This window comes from uncultured Kordia sp., from assembly GCF_947496985.1.
Lineage (GTDB): Bacteria > Bacteroidota > Bacteroidia > Flavobacteriales > Flavobacteriaceae > Kordia.
The window spans coordinates 36,569-59,406 of the sequence record NZ_CANMEZ010000012.1 but is presented as its reverse complement, the minus strand read 5'-3'; the positions used below and the strand labels follow the sequence as shown (position 1 = coordinate 59,406).

At 33.9% G+C, this 22,838-nt stretch carries 21 protein-coding genes; 13 read left to right on the top strand and 8 right to left on the bottom strand.

What is annotated here, in order from left to right:
• Nucleotides 1–34: 34 nt before the first annotated feature.
• From Q0828_RS21845 to Q0828_RS21820, 6 genes are all read left to right on the top strand, one after another.
• Nucleotides 35–442 (top strand): hotdog fold thioesterase, encoded by a 408-nt coding sequence (locus Q0828_RS21845; protein ID WP_298426603.1) that lies wholly within the window; start codon nucleotides 35–37, stop codon nucleotides 440–442.
• A 42-nt stretch (nucleotides 443–484) separates the two neighbouring features.
• Nucleotides 485–847 (top strand): four helix bundle protein, encoded by a 363-nt coding sequence (locus Q0828_RS21840; RefSeq protein ID WP_298426602.1) that lies wholly within the window; start codon nucleotides 485–487, stop codon nucleotides 845–847.
• Between the two features lie 84 nt (nucleotides 848–931).
• Nucleotides 932–2,143, top strand: a complete 1,212-nt coding sequence (gene pcaF / locus Q0828_RS21835; RefSeq protein ID WP_298426597.1) for a 3-oxoadipyl-CoA thiolase — start codon at nucleotides 932–934, stop codon at nucleotides 2,141–2,143.
• Between the two features lie 282 nt (nucleotides 2,144–2,425).
• Nucleotides 2,426–4,918, top strand: a complete 2,493-nt coding sequence (gene paaZ, locus Q0828_RS21830) for a phenylacetic acid degradation bifunctional protein PaaZ (RefSeq protein ID WP_298426594.1) — start codon at nucleotides 2,426–2,428, stop codon at nucleotides 4,916–4,918.
• A 98-nt stretch (nucleotides 4,919–5,016) separates the two neighbouring features.
• Entirely contained in the window at nucleotides 5,017–5,769 is a 753-nt protein-coding gene (locus Q0828_RS21825; protein WP_298426591.1) for an enoyl-CoA hydratase/isomerase family protein, read from the top strand.
• A gap of 138 nt (nucleotides 5,770–5,907) precedes the next feature.
• Nucleotides 5,908–6,504: a transferase hexapeptide repeat family protein gene (locus tag Q0828_RS21820; protein WP_298426589.1), complete on the top strand. Its 597-nt coding sequence runs from the start codon at nucleotides 5,908–5,910 to the stop codon at nucleotides 6,502–6,504.
• A gap of 5 nt (nucleotides 6,505–6,509) precedes the next feature.
• On the opposite strand, the gene Q0828_RS21815 is transcribed toward Q0828_RS21820, so the two are convergent.
• A complete protein-coding gene (locus Q0828_RS21815; protein WP_298426586.1) occupies nucleotides 6,510–6,926 on the bottom strand; it encodes a DUF2007 domain-containing protein in 417 nt (138 codons plus the stop codon).
• A 342-nt stretch (nucleotides 6,927–7,268) separates the two neighbouring features.
• Here Q0828_RS21815 and Q0828_RS21810 point away from each other — a divergent pair, with 342 nt between their 5' ends.
• Nucleotides 7,269–8,378: a helix-turn-helix domain-containing protein gene (locus Q0828_RS21810; RefSeq protein WP_298426583.1), complete on the top strand. Its 1,110-nt coding sequence runs from the start codon at nucleotides 7,269–7,271 to the stop codon at nucleotides 8,376–8,378.
• A gap of 85 nt (nucleotides 8,379–8,463) precedes the next feature.
• Entirely contained in the window at nucleotides 8,464–9,411 is a 948-nt protein-coding gene (locus Q0828_RS21805; RefSeq protein ID WP_298426580.1) for a hypothetical protein, read from the top strand.
• 67 nt (nucleotides 9,412–9,478) lie between these two features.
• Here the strand turns inward: Q0828_RS21805 and Q0828_RS21800 are convergent, their stop codons facing one another.
• The 3 genes from Q0828_RS21800 to Q0828_RS21790 form a co-directional block, all read right to left on the bottom strand.
• Entirely contained in the window at nucleotides 9,479–10,414 is a 936-nt protein-coding gene (locus Q0828_RS21800) for a hypothetical protein (protein WP_298426577.1), read from the bottom strand.
• 10 nt (nucleotides 10,415–10,424) lie between these two features.
• Nucleotides 10,425–10,835: a VOC family protein gene (locus Q0828_RS21795; RefSeq protein WP_298426574.1), complete on the bottom strand. Its 411-nt coding sequence runs from the start codon at nucleotides 10,833–10,835 to the stop codon at nucleotides 10,425–10,427.
• A gap of 189 nt (nucleotides 10,836–11,024) precedes the next feature.
• Complete coding sequence (locus Q0828_RS21790) at nucleotides 11,025–11,492, bottom strand: Lrp/AsnC family transcriptional regulator (protein ID WP_298426571.1); 468 nt, start codon at nucleotides 11,490–11,492, stop codon at nucleotides 11,025–11,027.
• Nucleotides 11,493–11,690: 198 nt separating this feature from the next.
• Between Q0828_RS21790 and Q0828_RS21785 the strand changes: the two genes are divergently transcribed.
• The 4 genes from Q0828_RS21785 to Q0828_RS21770 all read left to right on the top strand — a co-directional run bounded on the left by Q0828_RS21785 (nucleotide 11,691) and on the right by Q0828_RS21770 (nucleotide 17,108).
• Entirely contained in the window at nucleotides 11,691–13,007 is a 1,317-nt protein-coding gene (locus tag Q0828_RS21785; protein ID WP_298426566.1) for a dihydrolipoamide acetyltransferase family protein, read from the top strand.
• Between the two features lie 67 nt (nucleotides 13,008–13,074).
• Nucleotides 13,075–14,133 carry a branched-chain amino acid aminotransferase gene (locus Q0828_RS21780; RefSeq protein ID WP_298426564.1) on the top strand — a complete coding sequence of 353 codons (1,059 nt, stop codon included), beginning with the start codon at nucleotides 13,075–13,077 and terminating at the stop codon, nucleotides 14,131–14,133.
• 420 nt (nucleotides 14,134–14,553) lie between these two features.
• Nucleotides 14,554–16,626 carry an alpha-ketoacid dehydrogenase subunit alpha/beta gene (locus Q0828_RS21775; RefSeq protein WP_298426561.1) on the top strand — a complete coding sequence of 691 codons (2,073 nt, stop codon included), beginning with the start codon at nucleotides 14,554–14,556 and terminating at the stop codon, nucleotides 16,624–16,626.
• Nucleotides 16,627–16,628: 2 nt separating this feature from the next.
• On the top strand, nucleotides 16,629–17,108 hold the full coding sequence (locus tag Q0828_RS21770) for a hypothetical protein (protein WP_298426558.1): 480 nt from the start codon (nucleotides 16,629–16,631) through the stop codon (nucleotides 17,106–17,108).
• A 57-nt stretch (nucleotides 17,109–17,165) separates the two neighbouring features.
• On the opposite strand, the gene Q0828_RS21765 is transcribed toward Q0828_RS21770, so the two are convergent.
• Nucleotides 17,166–17,990 (bottom strand): toxin-antitoxin system YwqK family antitoxin, encoded by an 825-nt coding sequence (locus Q0828_RS21765; protein ID WP_298426554.1) that lies wholly within the window; start codon nucleotides 17,988–17,990, stop codon nucleotides 17,166–17,168.
• Between the two features lie 113 nt (nucleotides 17,991–18,103).
• Here Q0828_RS21765 and Q0828_RS21760 point away from each other — a divergent pair, with 113 nt between their 5' ends.
• A complete protein-coding gene (locus Q0828_RS21760; RefSeq protein WP_298426551.1) occupies nucleotides 18,104–19,681 on the top strand; it encodes a hypothetical protein in 1,578 nt (525 codons plus the stop codon).
• 154 nt (nucleotides 19,682–19,835) lie between these two features.
• Here the strand turns inward: Q0828_RS21760 and Q0828_RS21755 are convergent, their stop codons facing one another.
• From Q0828_RS21755 to Q0828_RS21745, 3 genes are all read right to left on the bottom strand, one after another.
• On the bottom strand, nucleotides 19,836–20,564 hold the full coding sequence (locus Q0828_RS21755; protein ID WP_298426548.1) for a phosphatase PAP2 family protein: 729 nt from the start codon (nucleotides 20,562–20,564) through the stop codon (nucleotides 19,836–19,838).
• A 390-nt stretch (nucleotides 20,565–20,954) separates the two neighbouring features.
• A complete protein-coding gene (locus tag Q0828_RS21750; protein WP_298426545.1) occupies nucleotides 20,955–21,176 on the bottom strand; it encodes a hypothetical protein in 222 nt (73 codons plus the stop codon).
• Nucleotides 21,177–21,442: 266 nt separating this feature from the next.
• Nucleotides 21,443–22,570 carry an alpha/beta hydrolase-fold protein gene (locus tag Q0828_RS21745; protein WP_298426542.1) on the bottom strand — a complete coding sequence of 376 codons (1,128 nt, stop codon included), beginning with the start codon at nucleotides 22,568–22,570 and terminating at the stop codon, nucleotides 21,443–21,445.
• Nucleotides 22,571–22,838: the final 268 nt, after the last annotated feature.

Sequence of the window (22,838 nt, the reverse complement as noted above, 5' to 3'; positions counted from 1 at the left end):
TTAAAATTTAGCATTCAACATTTAAAATACATAAATGCAAGGAAACAAAATACCACATAAAATGCTTAGTCTCGACCCATTCAGTACATGGCTTGGAATAGAGATATTAGAATGTGAAATCGGAAGATGCAAAGTTGGGTTAACGGTCAAAAAAGACATGCTCAACAGTATGGGGAAAGCGCATGGAGGAATCAGTTATTCTTTAGCAGACACAGCATTTGGATTTGCCGCAAATACGCACGGTAAATATGCAGTATCTATAGAAACATCTATCAATCACATAGAAGCTTTGGAAGAAGGCGATTTCATTGTAGCAGAATCAGTCATAGAAAAAGTAAAAAACAAACTCGGTTTCAACATCATTGAAGTCAAACGTGGTGACGAACTCATTGCACTATTCAAAGGCGTTGTATACCGAACACAAAAAGATTGGGAAGAATAAAAATAAATGCTAAATGTAAAATTTTAAATTAAAAATTATAAAGTGGAAAAAAAGAAACAATATGATTTACAAAAACGTTTGGTGAAATTTTCAGCAAATGTTATCGTAAATTCTTCCGCTTTAAAAAAAGAATATGCATCCGAGCATTTAATTAAACAATTGATTCGTTCGTCTACATCAGCAGCTTTAAACTATGGAGAAGCACAATCAGCTGAATCAAAAAGAGATTTCATCCATAAAATGAAAATCTGCTTAAAAGAATTAAGAGAATCTCAAGTCAACATGGAGATCATGGTAGCGGCAAACTTAGTAAGTAACAAGATTGAGTTTGAAAAAAATCAAAAAGAGTGTAGCGAATTAGTAGCTATCTTTACAACAAGCATAAAAACGTCAAACAAAAAATAAATATCAAAGATAAAACACTAAATACAGTTTGATAATCAAAACAAACACTTTAAAATTTTACATTTAGAGTTTTACATTTCAAAAATGGAAGCATACATCATAGACGGAGTTCGAACTCCCATAGGAAAATTCAAAGGAACATTGGCAACCACACGTGTCGATGATTTAGGAGCTATAGTTATCAAAGAAGTTACGGATCGCAATCCAAGCATTCCAAAAGATGCGTATGACGATGTCATTATCGGTTGTGCAAACCAAGCAGGAGAAGACAATCGAAATGTAGCACGTATGTCGTTACTATTAGCAGGATTGCCATATACGGTTCCTGGCGAAACGGTAAACAGACTCTGTAGTTCTGGATTATCTGCCATCATTCATGCCAATAGAGCAATCAAAGCTGGCGACGGCGATCTATTCATTGCTGGCGGAGTGGAAAATATGACACGCGGACCATACGCAATAGCAAAACCTTCAAGCGCTTTCGGTACGGATGCTAAAATGTATGATACGAGTTTCGGATGGCGATTCATCAATCCAAAAATGCATGCGGCTTATGGAACAGACGGAATGGGCGTAACGGCGGAAAATCTAGTTGAGAAATATAACATCTCTCGTGAAGATCAAGATGCGTTTGCCTACAGAAGTCAAATGAAAGCAACTGCAGCACAAAATTCGGGACGATTAGCCAAAGAAATAGTAGCGGTAGAAATTCCACAACGTAAAAAAGATCCAATCATCTTCAATCAAGATGAATTCATAAAACCAACCACAACACCAGAAATCTTAGCAAAACTAAGAGCGGCGTTCAAAAAAGAAGGTGGAAGTGTCACGGCAGGAAATGCATCAGGTTTAAACGATGGAGCAGCAGCAACAATCGTGGCTTCCGAAGCAGCCGTCAAAAAATACAATCTCAAGCCTATGGCGCGAATTGTAAGTTCGGCAGTTGTTGGTGTAGAACCGCGTATCATGGGAATTGGTCCTGTAAATGCTTCCAACAAAGCATTGGAAAAAGCAGGGTTAACCATGGATGACATGGACTTAATAGAACTCAATGAAGCCTTTGCAGCGCAAAGTTTAGCCTGTATTCGCGAATGGGGATTGGCAGACGATGATGCCAGAATCAATCCAAATGGTGGTGCCATTGCAATTGGTCATCCACTCGGAGTTACAGGCGCGCGTATTGCCTATTCTGCGGCGTTGCAATTGCAGGAAACTGGCAAACGTTACGCACTAATTACCATGTGTATTGGTGTCGGACAAGGCTATGCTGCCATCATTGAAAACGTAAATAATTAAAATATAAATTTGGGCGTTACCGCAAGGGTCGCGCTTTCGGTAGTCGCTCTCACAACTCTTAAATAAACGAGTTCACTGAGCGGAGTCGAAGTGAGGAGCTCCAACAAAACCTCAATCGCTAACGCGAGAAACTAGAATTGAGAGTTTAGTATTGAGTATTGAGAGGTTTCAAAGCGCAATTCGAGTCAATTTAAAATAAAGAGAAACAAAACAATTTGTGAATTCGTGACAAAAAACATCTGAGTAAGCGACACAACCAACAACAAAAAACTAACAACAAACATGATTCTACAAAGCTATATCAACGGACAATGGACACAAGGAACTGGCGACGGTTCACCAATGTTTGATGCCGTAACAGGAGAAACTATCGGATTTGCAACTACAGAAGGACTTGATATTCCAGCGGCACTTGCGTATGGAAGAACAAAAGGAGGCGAAAAACTTCGAAAAATGACCTTCCAAGAGCGTGGAAACATGCTTAAAAAATTAGCTTTATATCTCAACAAACGAAAAGAACAATTCTACGATATCAGTTACAAAACTGGAGCAACGCGTGTAGACAGTTGGATAGATATTGAAGGTGGATTCGGAAACTTATTCGCAAATGCATCGCTTCGTAAACTATTTCCAAATCAGCCATATCACGTAGAAGGCGACCCAATCGATCTTTCTCGTGGTGGACGATTCATGGCGCATCATATCCTAGTACCAAAACGTGGAGTTGCAGTTCATATTAATGCATTCAATTTCCCAGTATGGGGAATGTTAGAAAAATGTGCCGTAAACTGGATGGCAGGAATGGCAGCAGTTGTGTTACCTGCGCCACAAACAGCATATTTAACAGAAGCCGTTGTAAGAGTTATTGTTGATTCTGGGATCTTACCAGAAGGTTCACTACAGTTACTAAGTGGAATGACACGATCAATTCTTGATACCGTAGAATCGCAAGATGTAGTAACCTTTACAGGTTCTGCACATACAGGTCGCATCTTAAAAGCACATCCAAGATTGACACAAGAAGCAGTTCCATTCACAATGGAAGCCGATTCCTTAAACTGTTCAGTCTTAGGAGAAGATGCAGTGCCAGGAACTCCAGAATTTAATTTGTTTATCAAAGAAGTTCGAAAAGAAATGACCGTAAAAACAGGTCAAAAATGTACGGCTATTCGAAGAATTATCGTTCCAGAAAACTTAGTAGAAGATGTGCAAATTGCTTTAGGAAAACAGTTAGATAAAGTTACGATTGGTGATCCAAGACTGAAAGAAGTACGTATGGGCGCATTAATCAACAAAGCGCAAGTGCAATCTGTAAAAGACCAAGTGTCTAAACTAGCACAAACTGCAGATATCGTATACGGAAGTTTAGATACCATTGATGCCGTTGGTGCGGATGGAGAAAAAGGAGCTTTCTTAAGTCCAATCTTACTAAGAGAAAACAATCCATTCAAAAATACAGCAGTTCACGAAATAGAAGCATTTGGACCTGTAAGTACCATTATGCCGTACAAAAACATGGATGAAGCTATTGAATTAGCACAAATGGGGAAAGGATCTTTAGTATCTTCAATCTTCACAAATGATGACAAACGTGCAAAAGAATATGTAGTTGGAGCGGCTTCACATCATGGAAGAATCTTAGTCGGAAATCGCGACATGGCAAAACAAAGTACAGGTCATGGTTCGCCATTACCATTATTGGTGCATGGTGGTCCAGGACGTGCAGGTGGAGGAGAAGAAATGGGTGGAATGCGAGGCATCAAACATTACATGCAACGTTGCGCCATTCAAGGTTCGCCAACCACATTAACAGAAGTCACAGGAATCTATCAGGCGAATGCCGAATACAAAGAAACACCAAAACATCCATTTGCATATCATTGGGAAGATATCGAAGCAGGAATGTCTTTAAAAACGCACAAGCGTACAGTTACTGATACAGACATTATCAACTTTGCAAACTTGACTTGGGATCATTTCTATGCACATACAGATATCACTTCGTTAGAGGGAAGTATTTTTGAAAAACGTACAGCACACGGATACTTTATCATTGCTGCTGCCGCAGGATTATTTGTATATCCAAACAAAGGTCCAGTAGCTGCAAATTATGGTTTAGAAGAATGTCGTTTCTTACGTCCAATTTATCATAATGATACCATTTATGTACGTTTGACATGTAAAGAAAGAATTGATAGAGATTCACGTGGGAAAGAATTGCCAAGTGGAATTGTAAAATGGTTCGTTGAGGTATTCGATCAGGAAGATGAATTAGTTGCCATTGCGACGATTTTGACAATGGTTCAAAAGAAAAACCCGTTTGCAACGATCAACAAAAAAACAATTCAAAACTACTTAGGAAAATTGACAGAAGACACAAAACCAGTTTGGGGAACAATGTCTGCGCAACAAATGGTAGAACATTTAGAATATACGTTGAAAGTTGCTTCTGGAGAAATCCAAGATTTCGAAATAGAAACACCAGAAAAATATCTTGAAAAAGTACAAGACAGTTTGTATACGCACGATAAAATGCCAAGAAACTTTGACGCGCCAAAACTATTAGAAGGATTAATTAGTGAATCGCGTTATGAAAATCTGGCGGAAGCCAAAACGAAATTGTTAGAAGCATACGATGCATTTGAGTTATACTTCAAAGAAAACCCTGAAGCAACTACGAAAAATGCAGTTTTTGGAAACTTAGATAAATTTGAGTGGAGTTTGATGAATACGAAACACTTCAACCACCATTTCGAACAATTCAATCTTTTATAGTATTGAGAATTGAGTAGTTAGAATTGAAAAAGAAAAAAGATAACATAAACACAAGTAGCGAGTCTCTATACTAATGACTCACTACTAACATCTAAATTATGAGTGATCCATACGTAAAACAAGACATACAAAACGGTGTAGCAACCATCGAATTTTTTCATCCAGCGCACAACTCGTTGCCAGGAGATATACTAGCTAAACTAGCACAAACTATTACTGATGCGGGAACCAACGATGAGATCAAGGTGATCGTCCTAAAAAGCGGAAGAGATAGAACATTTTGCGCAGGCGCAAGTTTCAAAGAACTCATCAATATCAACGATGCAGAAACTGGAAGGATCTTCTTTTCAGGATTTGCAAATGTGATCAACGCGATGCGTAAATGTCCAAAATTTATCATCGGGCGTGTGCAAGGAAAAACAGTTGGTGGCGGCGTTGGATTAGCTTCTGCTGTAGATTATTGCATGGCATCTAAATTTGCATCCATCAAACTAAGTGAGTTAAATGTGGGAATTGGACCTTTTGTGGTTGGACCAGCCGTAGAACGTAAACTTGGCTTAAGTGGAATGTCGCAAATTGCTATTGATGCCAACAGTTTCTATGATGCAGAATGGGCGAGAAGCAAAGGTTTATACATGAAAGTATACGAAACCAATGAAGAATTAGATGAAGCTGTAACCGCTTTTGCAAACCATTTATGTACGTACAACCCAGAAGCGATGGCAGAAATGAAAAAAGCATTTTGGACAGGAACGGAAGATTGGGATAACTTATTGGCGGAACGCGCTGCAATCTCAGGACGTTTGGTACTTTCTGAGTTTACGAAAGAGACTTTGAAGCGATTTGCGTAAAATAGATACTAATATTGAGTAGGGAGAATTAAGATTTTCTTACTACTCAATACAAATTGTCATTTCGCACTTGATGCGAAATCTTTTTTCATATTACGATGTCTTAATACTCATTACTAAAATCTCAATACTAAAAACATGATCTACGAATTCAAAGGATACATACCAGTTGTACACGAAAGTAGTTTTGTACATCCATTAGCGGCAGTTACTGGAAATGTAATTATTGGAAAGGATTGCTATATCGGTCCTGGAGCGGCAATTCGTGGCGATTGGGGAGAAATTATTTTAGAAGATGGCGTAAATGTGCAAGAAAATTGTACGGTACATATGTTTCCGGGGAAATCTATTGTACTAAAAGAAAGTGCACATATTGGTCATGGTGCTATCATTCACGGTGCAAATATTGGTCGTAATGTTTTGGTTGGAATGAATACTGTAATCATGGATGATGCCGAAATTGGAGATGAAAGTATCATTGGTGCTATGGCATTTGTGAAAGCGAAGACTGAGATTCCAAGCCGTAGTTTAGTAGTTGGAAATCCTGCAAAAGTGATCAAGCAAGTAAGCGACGAAATGATTGCTTGGAAAACCAAAGGCACACAACTCTATCAACAATTGCCAAAAGATTGTCATGAAACTTTACGCGAAGTTCAGCCTTTACGCGAAGTTCCAAAAGATCGTCCAACACAAGAAGCGTTTTATGATACACTGCGTGATTTTATGGGGAAGTAGTATAATTATCTCTTGTAGGTAAACTCAGTGTCACAATCTTTACATTTAAATACAGATTTTTGATAGATTGGAAATACTAGCAAAACAAATGAAACAATAATGGATAAGACTCCTTTAATTCCTTTCATGGATTTAAATCCAGCATATAATTTTTGAGAATTACAATTTGGGCAAATCAACACTTTTTTGTTATCATCGATAAAAGGTTTGTTCTCAATAAAAGATATGATTTCATTAGCTTTTTCAAAATCAAATTCATTAATCTTAAGTTTGATTCCACCAAAAGTATTGCTCATAACAGGATCTAAAGTGACAATGTTTTCATCATATAAAAAACTATCAATGTTTTCACTTTTCAATTTAGATTTTAGTAAGTGAGCGTCAATAAAATTATCAAATGTTTTTAGTGTTATCAAATTCATCTTTTAAATGGCTTTATTGTATATGTATCTGTAAAAATAATCTTGTTACAAAAAAGAATTATTTCTTTGTTTCAAGCCAAGATGTCAATTTAACCAAATGTTAAATAAAAAGGATGCTCGTAGCTAATCATAAATCTTGATTTGCTTTCTTCAAAAACCTCTATTCTATCTAGTATATCACTTCTCTTATAAAAATATTTAAGCGTAAAATAATTGCCCTAAGCAAGATGCATTTTACAAAACCTTACACGATTTCATGAAGTGCTAAAGAAGCTCTTTTCTGATAAATTTTAACAATTGTTATAAAATATGCACATATACTTTAATGTATATTTGAGTGCTATGAAATTTACTTTTTTTACTGTATTATTGATTTTAGGGATCTTACAAGGTTCCATTTTTGTCATACTTTTATTTAGAATTAAAGATAGAAACAAAGAAGCAAATAAGTTTCTATCTGTATTTATATGTATGCTCGTCTGTACAATGTTGGGCAGAGTTGTTATTGATACAAACCTAATAAAAAAACTACCAAATTTTTTAGCACTACCAGATGCAATTATATATTTATATGGGCCAATCTTATATTTTTATTTTAAAAAACTCTTATCAACCTATAGCTTTAATAAGAAAGAATTCTTAATTCACTTGATTCCAGCATGTATATTTTTGCTGTCTGAAATTCCATTGCTGTTAGAAGAGTCAAATCCCTTGCGAATACTATGGTCACAGCATATTCGACTTCGCTTTATTATTATAGAAGGTGCTGCTGTTTTCTTAAATATATTTTACTTACTGTTAAATATAATACAATTACGTCGTTACAAAAAAAGCACTCATAATAACTTCTCTTTTAAACAATCTCCAACCTATCTTTCGGTAATTCTGATATTAATAGGAGTGTGTTTAACAGCTTGGCTTTTTTCCTATATATCTTGGGTTTCGGGATATTACAATCCGTTAAGTATGTATGGATATATAGTTATATGGTTTACAATGGTGTTCTTGACGTATGTATTGGCATTTTTTGCAATGATTCAACCTAAATTATTCAAAATGCCAGTAGTAACTAAAAAGGAGAAACAGCTGTTGTTGAGTAGTAGTGAATCTACATTATTAAAGGAAAAATTGACTGCTTTGATGTTAGCTGAAAAACCATATCTAAAACCTAGATTAACACTTCAAGAATTAGCAGAAATGATGAATGTTCGGATCAATATTGTTTCGTATGTTATTAATGAAGAATTCAAAAAAAACTTTAATGATTTTGTAAATGAATATCGTATTCAAGAATTTATGAGTCTTGTTAGAAAAGGAGAAAGTAAAAAAATGACAATTTTAGCTTTAGCGTATGAAGCTGGATTTAATTCAAAAACAACGTTCAATACAAAGTTTAAAAAGTATATGGGGAAAACACCATTTCAATTCGTGAAAGAACAAGAAAAAGAGTAAATAATGGGTTCCAAATCATGATTTTGAACGATTTCCACTAGATGAGTTTATATAATTGCGGTATTAAAACTATAAAAATGCAATTATGAAAAACACATTAACAGTAACTAAAACCGTCATTTTACTTCTCTTTCTTGTACCAATATTAAGTTGTTCTGATGGCAGTTCGGATGATATAAGTATAATGCCTCAAAATCCTGATATTGGAGAAAATCCGCCAGATCCTGTTGATCCTGTCGACCCACCAACGTCTTCTGTACAAGTTTCTACATATGTTTCTTTATTCGCTGCAGATGGATTAGCAATTGATAGCAACGGAAATTTGTTTGCATCCAATTATGGGGATTCTAAAGTATATAAAATAGACACAAATCAATCGGTTTCTCTATTTGCTCAAAATCAGCATGGAGCTGCAGGCATGGTATTTAACGATGAAGGGAAATTATATTTAGCAAGGTACAATGTATCAGATATTGTTGAAATTTCAGGTCAAGGAGCCGTAATACAAACCATTGCAGACAATGTGTTAGGAACAATAGCATTGGCATTTGATTCAGATGGAAACCTGTACACAAACAACAATGTAAATAGTGCAGTAACAAAAATTGATCCTAACGGAACAAAAGCCACTATAAGTCATTCCATTTATAACAATAGCAGTGTTACATTAGATGCAGATAATAACATATATGTCTCTGATTATGCTTCTGGGAAAATTATTAAAATTGATGCAATAAGTGGTGCTAAATCTACATTTGTAAACCTACCAATAAATGGAGGAATAGGTTTTATTATATATTCCAATGGATACTTCTATACAACGGCTATTACAGATAATGTTATTTATAAGATTAATATGCAAGGAGTCGCGGAAATCATTGCCGGAAAAAAAGGCATTGCAGGAGGCGTAGATGGTAATGGTGATGTAGCAACATTCAATACGCCCAATGGTATTGTGGCTTCCGCAGATGGAAATACCTTATATGTAGCGCAAGGTGGTTCAGGTAGCATTCGTATGATTACTGGTTTTTAAACATTCAAAAGCAAAAGCCGTTTCTTTAGAAATGGCTTTTTTATGGTCTGATTTTATATGGAAGTAATTAATAAAAAGTATATGTGAAACTTATTGTAAACATAATTTTATCTTTAGCAATAACTTCTATTTTTTGTAATAAATCATTTTTCTTATAAAAATGTTTAAACGTAAAATGATCGTCCAAACTCATACAAGGATCATTAAAATAAGTGTATTTTTCTTCAATTCTTCCTTTAGAATCGTAGGTTATTTTAGTTACGTAATATTCAATTCGATCTTTATATTCAGCATACTCACTGTTCCAAAATTCAATACTTTCATCATCATATTCTTTTTGTTCACTCAATCTTAAAGAAGTGTCATAATCATAACAAATTGTATTTATGATTTTGTTGTCTTTATAATGTATTTCACGTGTCAAATTCTCATAAATATCATATTCAAAAGAGTTAAAGGTCGAATGCAAAGTGTCTTTTTCTTGCCCTTTTTTTAGGGTGAAAAAATATTCAGATTTGATTTTATTAAAAGACGTCCATGTATAAATTTCTATTTCTGCTGTAGAATCTTTATCTTGATTTGTAAATGTATAAATTCGTTTGACTAGGCGATTTTTTTCATCATAACTATTCTTGTAAACCTTGTTATACTCAGGAGTTTTTTTAGAAATAATTTGATTGTATGTGTCATAGATATACTGTGTAGTGTCAATTTTTGTAGTAGCAGATTTGTTAATCCAAAATTTAGCTATCTTTCTGTTTTTGGAATCATACACATATTTATATTTAGTTCCTAAACGTTGCATATCCCATTCAACAGTATTTCCGCGTTTATCATATGCTTGATAAACCGTAGTACAGCTTTCTGAAGAATTAGTAAAACAATATCTTTCTGTAGACGATTTCACTTTGTTTTTTACGATTGCTTCTTTTGTGTTTGTAACTTGTGAATACGTGAAATGAATTGAAAAAAAACTTAAAATAGTTATTAAAGAGAATTTCATGGATTAAATTTTACGTATAAAACTCTTTTTCATTTACGACCAATGTTGTCAATTCAACAACATGTTCGTCTAAATCTTTGGTGTAAATTGAATGGAAATAATGATGATCTTGAAAAGAATACGTGAGTCCTAAATCTTGATAATGCTTTTGTGCTTTCGCGAATGCTTCCTGACTTACCTGAAACGCAAAATGATCAATCTTTACATTCTTAGATATTTTGTCAAATCTCGGATCGTTCGTATTTGCAGGAAACAGTGCAATTCCTGTTTTTCCAGACAACATAAAAATTGGAAAATCGCCCCATTTAGGAAGTCGATACCGTTTCAATCCTAAAACCTTTTTATACCAAGCAACAGAAGCGTCCATATCTTCTACACGAATCGCAACATGATCCAAAAAATCAAGTTTAAAGTTTACCATAACTTAAAAATACTATTTATTCCAAATATAATGAGCATGTAATGGTTTTAGTAAGAAATAATGAACAACAAAGTGAAAGCACGAAGCGGAGTTTAACGCATGTAACTTTAGTATGAATGATACGTAGCGATTTTCTATCTAAAACTTAATTTTTTCATTTTTGAATCAAACCAAAAATGAAAAAGAATATTATAAATCAGCCAAATTCAACTCGTGCGTTTGTTTTCCTTTTGACAACGTAATGTAACTTTGTACACTTCCCAAATACGGAAGTAGTGTTAGTTTGGTAATAATAAACTTCTCATACGCTTCTACATCTTCTACAATTAACTTCAACAAATAATCAAAATTTCCTGTTACACGATGACATTCTACCACTTCAGGGAAATCGTTTATTTGTTTTACAAACTTCTCCAAATAACTGCGTGTATGACCTTGTAGCGTAATTCCAATAAAAACGGTTTGTTTTAAACCTAATTTTTTAGCATTTAGCAAAGCAACATAATCGTCAATATAACCTTCTTTTTCAAGCTTTTTAATTCGCTCAAAAACAGGAGTTGTTGACATTTGCAATTCTTCAGCCAAACTTTTGGTTGTCCGATTACTATTCTGTTGCAATAATTTCAAAATCTTCAAATCGACTTGATCTAATTTCATAAGGATTCGGATAAAAATTATATAAAAACCATATCAAATAGCTTCTAAAAGAAAAAAATACATTTAAAAGTCAAAAATAAAGAAAAAAACACTACAAATAAGAATCAATTATAGTGTATTCATTTTGATAAAGTAGAAAATTAGTATTTTTGTTCGCTTTTTACTTCAAAGCAGGAATAAATTTAAATACACGCGCTCATGCCTATAATACCGCTGAAAATGCCCAAAATGGGAGAAAGTATCTCAGAAGCCACTATCATAAGTTGGATGAAAGATGTAGGAGATACGATTGAAATTGAAGAAACCATTTTAGAAGTAGCGACAGATAAAGTTGATTCAGAAGTACCATCACCATGTACAGGTGTCATTACCGAACTACTCTTTATGCCAAATGATGTAGTGCCTGTTGGAGAAACGATTGCATTAATTGACGCTTCTGAAATTTCGAATATTCAACAAGAAATATCGAATGAAGAAGTAAAAAAAGAATCTTCAAAAGAACCAAAAACGGCAAGTAAGTCAACTTCGAGTAATTCTGAATTGAATGCTCGAAATACGGAGTTTATACGAAACCCAGATGCATTCCTATCGCCACTTATTGTAAGTATCGCAAAAAAAGAAAACATGACCATTGAGGAAGTGCAAAGCATTCCTGGAACTGGTGCAGAAGGACGTATTCGTAAAAGTGATGTGTTTAACTATTTAAAAAATAGACAATATCCATTAACAAGTCGCCCACAAGCAACTCCAAAAGTTGCTAAAAGTAGTTACAATCCACCACCAATAAAATATGTAGAAGGACATGACAATGTAGTTGAAATGGATCGTATGCGAAAAATGATCGCAGATCATATGGTGTATTCAAAGCATACATCGCCACACGTAACAGCATACATTGAAATAGATGTAACCAATATGGTAAATTGGCGAAATGCTAATAAAATTCCTTTTCAAGAAAAATACAATCAACGACTTACGTTTACACCATTATTTGTAGAAGCTGTTGCAAAAGCAGTCATCGATTTCCCAGGAATCAATGCTTCGGTGTCAGAAGATGGAAAGAAAATCATAGAACGTAAAGACATCAATATAGGAATGGCAACGGCATTACCAAGTGGAAACCTAATTGTTCCTGTGGTGAAAAATGCAGATGACAAAAATCTAAAAGGATTAGCTGCAGAAGTAAATCACTTAGCAAATGCTTCACGTAATAACAAACTTAAACCAGAAGAAATTCAAGGGAGTACGTTCACAATCTCTAATGTTGGAACCTTTGGTAGTTTAATGGGGACACCTATCATTAACCAACCTGAAGTTGCAATTTTAGCCTTAGGAATCATCAAAAAACGCCCAGAAGTAATCACTACCGAAAAAGGCGATGAAATTGCTATTCGTAGCATGATGTATCTTTCATTATCATTTGACCACAGAGTCGTTGATGGTTACTTAGGAGGATCATTCCTAAGAAAAGTTGGAGATTACCTAGAAGAATTCGATCCAAAAAGGAAAATATAAAAGTTCAAAAATAGGAAGAAAACGACCTAACCCCTAAATACTAACAACCAACAACAAGCAACAAAAAATGACACAAACTATAGAAATCACAAAAGCAGCGGAATCAAATGTATCAAAACTTGATTTTGACAACATTCCACTAGGAAGAACTTTTACAGATCATATGTTTATTTGTTCCTATGAAGATGGTGCATGGCAAACACCAAAAATTCAACCATTAGGAATGATTCCTACGCATCCTGCAGCAATGGCATTGCATTACGGACAAGCTATTTTTGAAGGAATGAAAGCAACGGTAAATGCAACAGGTGAACCATTGTTATTTCGTCCGGAAGAAAATGCAAAGCGATTAAACTTTAGTGCACGTCGTATGGGAATGCCAGAATTCCCAGAAGAATTATTTGTAGAAGGGTTAAAAAGAATTGTCAATATGGAACGCGGTTGGATTCCTCCACAAGAAGGAAGCGCTTTATACTTACGACCTTTTATGTATGCAACAGAGCCATTTATTGGAATGCGTGCAGCAACAAGCTATCATTTCATGATTATTGCATCACCAGCAGGACCGTTCTTTACAAAACGCATCAAACTATATGCTGAAACAAAATTTATTCGTGCAGCCGAAGGAGGAACAGGAGAAGCAAAAGCAGCAGGAAACTACGCGGCGGCCATTCGTCCAACAGAAATTGCAAAATCAAAAGGATTTGATCAAGTATTATGGTTAGATGCTCACGAATTTGAATACATACAAGAAGTAGGAACGATGAATATTTTCTTTAAAATCAATGGGAAATTCATCACACCAAGTTTAGACGGCGCTATCTTAGACGGAATCACGCGCAAAAGTGTCATAACAATCTTAGAAGACAATGGCTATGAAGTAGAACAGCGACCAATAAAACTTTCAGAAATAAAAGAAGCTGCAGCAAACGGAACACTAGAAGAAGCGTTTGGAACAGGAACGGCGGTTGGTATTGCTATGATTCAGACTATAGGACACAAAGAGGATGAAATTCACGTATCTGACGAAAGTCCTGTAGGGCAACTTGTAATGGATACCATCAATGGCGTTCGTTCAGGAAAACTAGAAGACAAGCACAATTGGATGGTTTCCGTTGTGAAATAATATAATTTGGGCGCTTCCCTTGCGGGTCGCGCTTTCGGCTATATCTTTTTTTAAAGAAATCATTGCGAGACAAATTTATAATTATGTTGTGGCAATCTCTAACAAAGAAGCAGATTACTTTGTCGCTAACTCCTCGTAATAACGTAGCAAAGCAAAAAAGGATGCCGCCTCAATCGCTAACGCGGAAAAGAGATATGAGATATTAGAATTGAGTATTGAGGCAAATCAAAACAAAAACCGTCATGCTGAACTTGATTCAGTATCTATTGAGAAGAACTTAGAAGGAAAAGTAAAAAGAAATGAGCTATTAGTATTAAGTATTGAACACTGCGATTATTCAAATACGATAATGTCAGTTCGAGCGCAGTCGAGAATAATGTCTCAATACTCACTACTAAAATCTCACTACTATAAAATAATATGAACAAAAACACACTACAAAAAGGATTCTCATTGCTTTGCACAGCTAAAGCAATGGCAACATTATACGAAGACAACTTCAAGCAAGTATCTAAATATGTACACGCAACATCGCGCGGACATGAAGCAATTCAGTGTGCGTTAGGAATGCAATTAGTTCCTCAAGACTATGCATTTCCATATTACAGAGATGACGCTATGTTATTATCTATAGGAATGCGTCCGTATGATTTAATGTTGCAACTTTTAGCAAAAAAAGAAGATCCTTTTTCGGGTGGACGAACCTATTATTCGCATCCAAGTTTAAAAGATGCTGATAAACCAAAAATTCCACATCAATCTTCAGCTACAGGAATGCAAACCATTCCTGCTACAGGAGTTGCTATGGGAATGAAATACAAAGAAATGCAAGGCATTGCAGATCAGGCGGCAAAAGATTCTCCCTTTGATGAAACACGTGATTTGAATCCAATTACGGTATGTTCATTAGGAGATGCATCGGTGACAGAAGGAGAAATTGCAGAAGCGTTTCAAATGGCAGCTTTGAAGCAATTGCCAATATTATACTTAGTACAAGATAATGGCTGGGATATTTCGGCGAATGCCGCAGAAACTAGAGCGCAAAACGCTGCTGAATATGCAGAAGGTTTCAAAGGATTAGATGCCGTTTCTATTGATGGGGCTAATTTTACAGAAAGCTATGAAACACTTGAAAAAGTGATAAAAACAATTCGTGAAGAGCGTCGACCAATCTTGGTACATGCCAAAGTTCCATTACTAAATCATCATACTTCTGGTGTACGTATGGAATGGTATCGTGATGATTTGGAAGAAGCGCGTTCACGTGATCCGTATCCAGTAATAAAACAACAATTATTAGATAATGGTTTCTCAGTAGCTGATGTTTCAGAAATAGAAGCAGACGCAATTGCACAAGTACAAGCAGACTTTGATGAAGCAGTAAAAGCAGAAGATCCAACACCAGCTGATTTATTCACACATGACTTTGCACCAACGCCTGTAACTTCAGAAGTAGGAGAACGAAGTCCAGAGCGTGAAGAAAAAGTAGTCATGGTTGATTGTGCTTTATTTGCCGTAGAGGAACTCATGCGCGAACACAAAGAATGTTTATTATACGGACAAGATGTTGGTGGGCGTTTAGGAGGAGTTTTTCGTGAAGCAGCAACCTTAGCGCAAAAATTTGGAGACGATCGTGTATTTAATACACCAATTCAGGAAGCATTTATTGTCGGTTCAACCGTAGGAATGAGCGCTGTAGGATTGAAGCCAATTGTAGAAGTGCAGTTTGCCGATTACATTTGGCCAGGACTCAATCAGTTATTTACAGAGGTAAGTCGTTCATGTTATTTATCAAATGGAAAATGGCCAGTTTCCATGATTTTACGTGTGCCAATTGGTGCCTATGGAAGTGGTGGACCATATCATTCTTCTTCGGTAGAATCTGTATTAACAAATATAAGAGGAATCAAAATTGCCTATCCAAGTAATGGAGCCGATTTAAAAGGTTTGATGAAAGCTGCCTATCACGATCCAAATCCGGTAGTAATTTTAGAGCATAAAGGTTTGTATTGGTCTAAAGTACCAGGAACCAAAGGAGCAACTTCGGTAGAACCATCAGAAGATTATATGTTGCCATTTGGAAAAGCAAATGTATTGCAAGAAATTTGGAAACAGGACGAAAAAGAAACCATGACAGTCATTACGTATGGAATGGGAACACATTGGGCGATGAACGCTTCGGAAGGACAGCGTGAAAACATTGAAATTATTGATTTACGAACATTATTTCCATTAGATGAAGAAACAATCATCGAATCTGTAAAGAAAACAGGAAAATGCTTAGTTGTTACAGAAGAACCTGTAAACAATTCGTTTGCAAGAGCTTTATGTGGAATGATTCAGGAAAAATGTTTCAAATATTTAGACGCACCAGTAATGATTATTGGTTCAGAAAACATGCCAGCAATTCCATTAAATAGTACTTTAGAACAAACCATGATTCCGTCTACGGAAAAAGTAAAAGCAAAAATAGCAGAGTTGATGAATTATTAAGAATGGAACGTTTTACAAATAACAAAGACGAATTTTTCAATCAAATAAAAACGGAACTCTCAACAGTTAAATCTCCAAAAGGTATTTCTCCACGATTTACCTATTTGGAGATTCCTCATTTTATGACCTATGGTCTTTCTGTAAGTAGTTTTGAAAAAAACGCAACTGAATTATTTGTGAAAATTTGGGATGCTGATTACGATTGGAATCGCTTTAAAACAGGCGTTTTTAACTTAGATCGCTTGGCAATTCGTGAGCATACTATCGTTTTGAGTCAAACTGAATCAAATCAATTGAATGTATTGTTGGCTAAGAAATTAGATTTAGTTGAATTTAAGGGAATTATGTTAGATGGTTTTTATTGTCAATTTGCCACTAAGGAGAAAAAAATCAATTGGAATTCGGATTTTGAGATCAATAATAATTTGATAAAACTCGTAAACTTTTTAAAGAATAAGATAGATGACTTTATGAAATATTGAGATGCTGAATCAAACTTAGTACGGCATTTTAGAAATGAATATCAAAAGCGCAACGAGTCACTCCACAATTGTTTTAATCAACTTATCATTCTCGTATAAATACTGTTGCGTAATTGTTCCTTTTTCATCATAAATTGTATATTTTCCATGAAAAAGTCCGTTCTTATAATTATATTCTTCTTTAATAGTGCCGTTTTCAAAATACTCTTTCCAAAGTCCTTCTTCAACACCATCAGTACCATATTGTCCTTCTATTTCAAGCGCACCTGATTTATAATAAGAAGTACTTCTGCCAAATTTAAATCCGTTTTTATAATAGTCGACAAACTTGATCTTTCCACTTGGATAATAGTAGATGTTTTTTCCATCTGCAATTTCTCCGTTTATATATTCAGTACTATAATGCAACACACGACCACTATGAAATTCTTTGCAAATACCATGTTTCTTGCCGTTTGCATAGTTGTCAATGCCGAGTACTTCTCCATCAGAATGAAAACGATAAGAAACGCCTTCAAGAATTCCTGCTTTGTAGTATTGAATACTTGATATTACATTGTCAGCATTAAACGAAAACCAAATACCTTCCTTCTTTCCATTTTTGAAAATACCGAAGCTGTTCTCATCTTTTTCAATATCATGTCGTTTTTCAATGGTAACATCTGAAAGTTGCTGCTTTTTTCCGTTTATGTAATATTTCTTCTTATGTTTTCCATTGCGCTTAAACGAAAACCAAACCCCTTCTTTTTTATCATTTACCAACGAACCAGCTTCTCGTACCCGATTTTTCCTATCAAGCTTAATATAAAACTCATTTTGAGCAAATAAAAAAGTTGTAAATATAAAGCATACGGTTAAAGAAAGTAAGAATTTTTTAGTCATAGCGTTTATAGTTTATAAAAACAGTGTAGTGTATAGTAATTTGAATCGGAATTATAATATACAATGATAATAATTTTCTATTATTGTGCCACAAATAAAAACCGTTTATAAATATGAAAAGTAAATTACTAGTTATATTATTATTTGTTTTTTCTATTTCTTTTGGGCAAGAAGTGAAAATAACGAAAAGTGATATATTTAAAGACAAAAAGAAACACAGTTATTTATCATTTGCACTATCTGATGATAATGGAGGTTTGGTAACCATCCGAAGCTATAGAGGTGGCTTGTTTAAAAAGTTAAAAGGATATTACATCCAATATTTTGATTCGAATTTGAATTTAATAAAAGAATTGGATTATAAGTATGAAGGAAACAGTATCCGAAATGCCTTTATAAAAGATGGAAAATTAAATTTGATAGAGTTTGAGCATATCAAAAAAGAAGATAGAATTACCATGTCTGCTGCAACTGCAAATTTGAATGACCTAAAGTTTACCAAAAAGGAGTTGCTAACCTTCTCAGACGACAACGTTAAACAATACTTTGGATTTGCGATTTTGATCCCAGTTTTCATCACCAATGGAATTAATCAGGCGGATGGAGATCATTTAGGAGAAGTAATCATATCGAAAAATAAGAAGTATGTTGCGATTAACTTTGATTTCAAAAACAAAGAAAAAGAATCACATAAAGTATTTGTATTTGATACTGACTTTAATAAAATATATGAGAAACTGATTGTAAAAGATATAAAGGATAAACTTTTCTCTTATAATAGTGTTGATATTGATGACAATGATGGAACATTATACTTTTTAGGAAAGGCGTATGAAAATAAATCACGAAGAGAAAAGAAAAAAGGAAAAGTCAATTATCATTATGAGTTGAATAAAATTAACAAAGACGGAGAGACACAAGTTAATTTTAAAACGTCTGAAAAGTTAATAAATTCAATGACTTTATTGTTTAATGATGATAAGCTAACATGTGTTGGGTTTTATGCGAAAAAAGATGTAGGGCGCTACCACGGAGTGTGTTTGTTTGATATTGACCCGAAGACATTGACTATAAAAAACAAGAAATTCAACGAATTTTCTGATCAGTTTTTATCGGATAAATATGGAGATAGAAAAGGTAAGAAGAAAAGAAAAAAAGATAAAGGGATTTACAATATGGACTTTAAATCTTTACATGTTTTAAGTAATGGAGATGTTGTTGTAAATGCTGAAGAGTTTTTTGTTACAACTTACACTACAACCAATAGTAGTGGTTTTACCAATACAAGAACAAGATTTCATTTTAATGATATCATGTCTATCCGTATGGATAAAGAAGGAAACCTAAAATGGGCTAGAAACATAAACAAAGCACAAACCAATCCTAACAATAGTTCTTTTACCTCAACATCAATAGGTGGATCATCTTACTTCTTTATTAATTGTGCAGATAAAATTAAGAAAAAGAAAGATGGACGTTTGTTTTTTAAACAGGCAACTCCTAAAAAATCAAATTTATATATGTTGAAAATAGATGAAAGCGGGGAAATTAGTTATAAAAAACTAGTAGATGATAAAGAGTCTAAAGTACATTATAAAGTAAATCAAGGTGAAGTAAGTGCTAATGGTGCTGAAATTATATTATTAGGGAAAAAGAAAAAGAAAACTAGGATTCTAAAGTTAGAATTATAGTAGACTTACTTTTTTTAACATAAAAAAACCTCGAAAGTACAGCTTTCGAGGTTTTTGTTTTTTACCCGTTTGGGTAGTTTGTCAGCTTTGTAACATGCTTCTGAATTCCACTGTATACCATTCCGTTAGTTACTTTTATATATAGTGTAACCACTTAAAAAGAAGCTAATCTTGAGACGCTTATGTTTACAGGTTCATCAATAAATGATTCTTTAGGAAATACTTTAAATACAGGTGCTGATGTCGATATCGTTTCTATAAAAGTACAAGAAGTAATAGCTGAATTTGATAATTTTCCTTGAGGATTCTCAGCTTGATACATGTTTATGAAAATAAATCCTGCAATACTACCTAATAGCAATCCAGTGCATACTTCAAGAACGCTATGTCTTTTTAATACGACTCTAGACCAAGCTATACTAATAGTAAAAAGAAACAATCCTATTGATAAAGAAATGCTTATAAAGCTAATACAGAGTGCTGCGTATGCAGTCATAGAAACATGTAAAGAGCTTTTAATTTTAAAATTAACAAAGAACGAAATTAGAATAAGTCCTGTGCAAATAAGAAGCCCTAAACATAAATATTCAGGCATGTTTGTAATATATAATACGAATGTTGTGAGTGTGAGAAGTATAATTATAAAAGGAAACAGTGTTCTTCTTTGTCGCTGATTAGAAACATCAAAATTTGTATACGATCCGTTCTTTGTTTTAATAAATACCCAAATTGTAGTGGGAATTATAGACAAACCAGCCAATATTCCAAGGCTTTGAATACTTGTTCTAATACCTTCTAATGAAATTAATGTTAATCCGATCAGTATGGGTAAAAATAATAAAGGATGCCCTACAATTGAAATTACTTTAGCTATTTTATTCATTTCAATTTATGTATGATAAGATTGATTTGTCCTAAAACTAAACGAATTCTGCTCAAAATCAAAGTAAATGAAAGAAATTTGATACTGAGAATAATCAAATTCTTTATTTTCAGGTTTCAATCTTTTCCCATTCAGACAATTCATCCTTAGGAATTTCATTCTTTTTTTATTTTTTTAGAACAAACTTTAAGTTTACTTATGCCGTCATAATCTCCATGAATAATTCCAATATGCTGTCCTTTAGATATGACTTCAGTTACAGAAGCAATAATAACATCATTTGATTAGAAACGGATTCGTACGCATTCAATTGAATTGAAGTAAATATAAAGAAGAAGATACTTAATGATGTAATAGGGTTCATGAGTTAGATAATTTCTTTTGACTTCTTTATGTGACTTTGTCAATTTTCATACCATCCAGTTTTGTTATTAAAAACCCGAAAATAGTAATTAATACAAGTGCCTGAGAAATAACAAACCCGACATTAAACCAACCATAAAACATTAAATATTCTGTCATTTCTATATTTGTGTTTTCATAAATATATTTGGCATACATTCCAGATAATTTATTTGTCAAAGGTGTCAGTGTGAAAATTACAATGCTCAATATAATGATTGACTTTTTAGGGAATTCAGTAAGATAAATTCCAGAAGCTTTTGATTTTGTTTTGAATTTCTTTAAAAGAAAGCTGTAAGAGAATATAGGATCAGCGAAGCTACAGGAAAGAGATATGTCATTATAGTATATGAAACTTCCAATTCCGCTAAACCAAAATAAAACAAATAAATAATGAAATATAATATTGAATCAACGGCATTTACAAAAATAAACCCGAAGATTATCCATAGCACTAATAGTATATTTTCTTTCTATTAATCTTTCCTGTTTTTTGCTTCAATGAGTCCTTCTTTCATCTGCTTTTCAAATCTTGAATTTGGATATGTAGTAAGTCCTGCATTAAAATATTTAATAGCATTTTGGTAGTCTTTATGTTTTAAGTAGAATTGTCCAAAACGATTTTGCCAATATGCAGAAGCATATCTTTTTGTTGTTAACACATCTTTGAATTCAGTCATAAACAGCTTGAAGTGTTCAAAATTATCTCTGTTCCATGCCAACCAAATTAATGAGTTTTTTGTGCCATCGTCTATGGTTTCGTCTTTACCAAATCGTTTTGCTCGTTCTTTAAAGTATGTTTTTAAATAATCCATTCCGCCCAAATCAATGTACTGTTGTATACTTTCAAAAACGAGTGAATTATAGTTGTGGTAGTAAAATTTCAACCCTTTATATAGTGCCGAGTGTGCTAAACTTTCATGTATCTCTTCATTGTCTAAATGGTATTTCCAAACAAGGTTTTGTGGACTATGTTCTTTTAAAATCTCATGAAATTCATTGGTGTAGCTTATGTTATAAATGTCTTTTTTTGAATTAGCTACATATAAATAAGTAGCTTTGGCAGTATTGAAATCTTTGAGTAATTCTTTAGAAGCATAACCTCCGTTACTTGTGATTCCCCCATTAAAAACTTCAGGGTGTTTTAAAATCAATTCACTAACATAATAAGCAGCTGCTTCTCTACCAAAAATAATACGGACTTCATTTGTTCGATAATTAGTGTCGATAAAAGGTGTAATTTCATCAATCAAAAAGTTTGAGAACTTCTCTTTTTCATCTCCAAACCATGACCACCTTAATGATTCTTTACTGGTAATACCTACAATGATCATTTTCGGAATAGCACGAGGTCTATGTAAGGCTTTTTGAATACCTACGCCACTTAAAAAGTATCGTTCGCCATCTAATATATATAGTACTGGGTATTTTTGTTTTGATTTAGAATATCCATCTGGTGTATACACTTGAATTGCTATTTTTTCATTCAAAAAAGGTGTTTTAATAATATGATTTGTCCCAACAGTAATTTGAGAATTGTTTTCTTGTGCTAGAGATATTGTAGTTAGAAAAGAGAAAGTAACGAAAAGAAATAATAGCTTCATGTGTTAGATTTTTATCAAGTTCTATAATGTATATATAATAGGAAATCTTGTTTTTAAAACTAAACGAATTCTGCTCAAAATCAAAGCGAATAAAAGGAAATTTTGCGTTAAAAAAAGAGGATTTTATGCGCTCAGAAACTCGTTTTCATGAGTAAAGGAGGAAAAAGTGTTGAGTACAGCAGCTCAGAATCAGAGTAAAGGTGTAGCACTTTTTTTGCACGGCTGCTCAAAATCTCTGCAGCGGTGTAGAATTGAGGTATATGCATAA

What these genes read in the sequence shown, in the direction of transcription:
- Q0828_RS21800 (WP_298426577.1), bottom strand. Translation starts at nt 10,414, where the DNA reads ATGAAATTCTCTTTAATAACTATTTTAAGTTTTTTTTCAATTCATTTC.
- Q0828_RS21815 (WP_298426586.1), bottom strand. Translation starts at nt 6,926, where the DNA reads ATGAATTTGATAACACTAAAAACATTTGATAATTTTATTGACGCTCAC.
- pcaF (WP_298426597.1), top strand. Translation starts at nt 932, where the DNA reads ATGGAAGCATACATCATAGACGGAGTTCGAACTCCCATAGGAAAATTC.
- Q0828_RS21780 (WP_298426564.1), top strand. Translation starts at nt 13,075, where the DNA reads ATGACACAAACTATAGAAATCACAAAAGCAGCGGAATCAAATGTATCA.
- Q0828_RS21770 (WP_298426558.1), top strand. Translation starts at nt 16,629, where the DNA reads ATGGAACGTTTTACAAATAACAAAGACGAATTTTTCAATCAAATAAAA.
- Q0828_RS21745 (WP_298426542.1), bottom strand. Translation starts at nt 22,570, where the DNA reads ATGAAGCTATTATTTCTTTTCGTTACTTTCTCTTTTCTAACTACAATA.
- Q0828_RS21775 (WP_298426561.1), top strand. Translation starts at nt 14,554, where the DNA reads ATGAACAAAAACACACTACAAAAAGGATTCTCATTGCTTTGCACAGCT.
- Q0828_RS21805 (WP_298426580.1), top strand. Translation starts at nt 8,464, where the DNA reads ATGAAAAACACATTAACAGTAACTAAAACCGTCATTTTACTTCTCTTT.
- Q0828_RS21785 (WP_298426566.1), top strand. Translation starts at nt 11,691, where the DNA reads ATGCCTATAATACCGCTGAAAATGCCCAAAATGGGAGAAAGTATCTCA.
- Q0828_RS21825 (WP_298426591.1), top strand. Translation starts at nt 5,017, where the DNA reads ATGAGTGATCCATACGTAAAACAAGACATACAAAACGGTGTAGCAACC.
- Q0828_RS21795 (WP_298426574.1), bottom strand. Translation starts at nt 10,835, where the DNA reads ATGGTAAACTTTAAACTTGATTTTTTGGATCATGTTGCGATTCGTGTA.
- paaZ (WP_298426594.1), top strand. Translation starts at nt 2,426, where the DNA reads ATGATTCTACAAAGCTATATCAACGGACAATGGACACAAGGAACTGGC.
- Q0828_RS21765 (WP_298426554.1), bottom strand. Translation starts at nt 17,990, where the DNA reads ATGACTAAAAAATTCTTACTTTCTTTAACCGTATGCTTTATATTTACA.
- Q0828_RS21790 (WP_298426571.1), bottom strand. Translation starts at nt 11,492, where the DNA reads ATGAAATTAGATCAAGTCGATTTGAAGATTTTGAAATTATTGCAACAG.
- Q0828_RS21845 (WP_298426603.1), top strand. Translation starts at nt 35, where the DNA reads ATGCAAGGAAACAAAATACCACATAAAATGCTTAGTCTCGACCCATTC.
- Q0828_RS21810 (WP_298426583.1), top strand. Translation starts at nt 7,269, where the DNA reads ATGAAATTTACTTTTTTTACTGTATTATTGATTTTAGGGATCTTACAA.
- Q0828_RS21760 (WP_298426551.1), top strand. Translation starts at nt 18,104, where the DNA reads ATGAAAAGTAAATTACTAGTTATATTATTATTTGTTTTTTCTATTTCT.
- Q0828_RS21755 (WP_298426548.1), bottom strand. Translation starts at nt 20,564, where the DNA reads ATGAATAAAATAGCTAAAGTAATTTCAATTGTAGGGCATCCTTTATTA.
- Q0828_RS21820 (WP_298426589.1), top strand. Translation starts at nt 5,908, where the DNA reads ATGATCTACGAATTCAAAGGATACATACCAGTTGTACACGAAAGTAGT.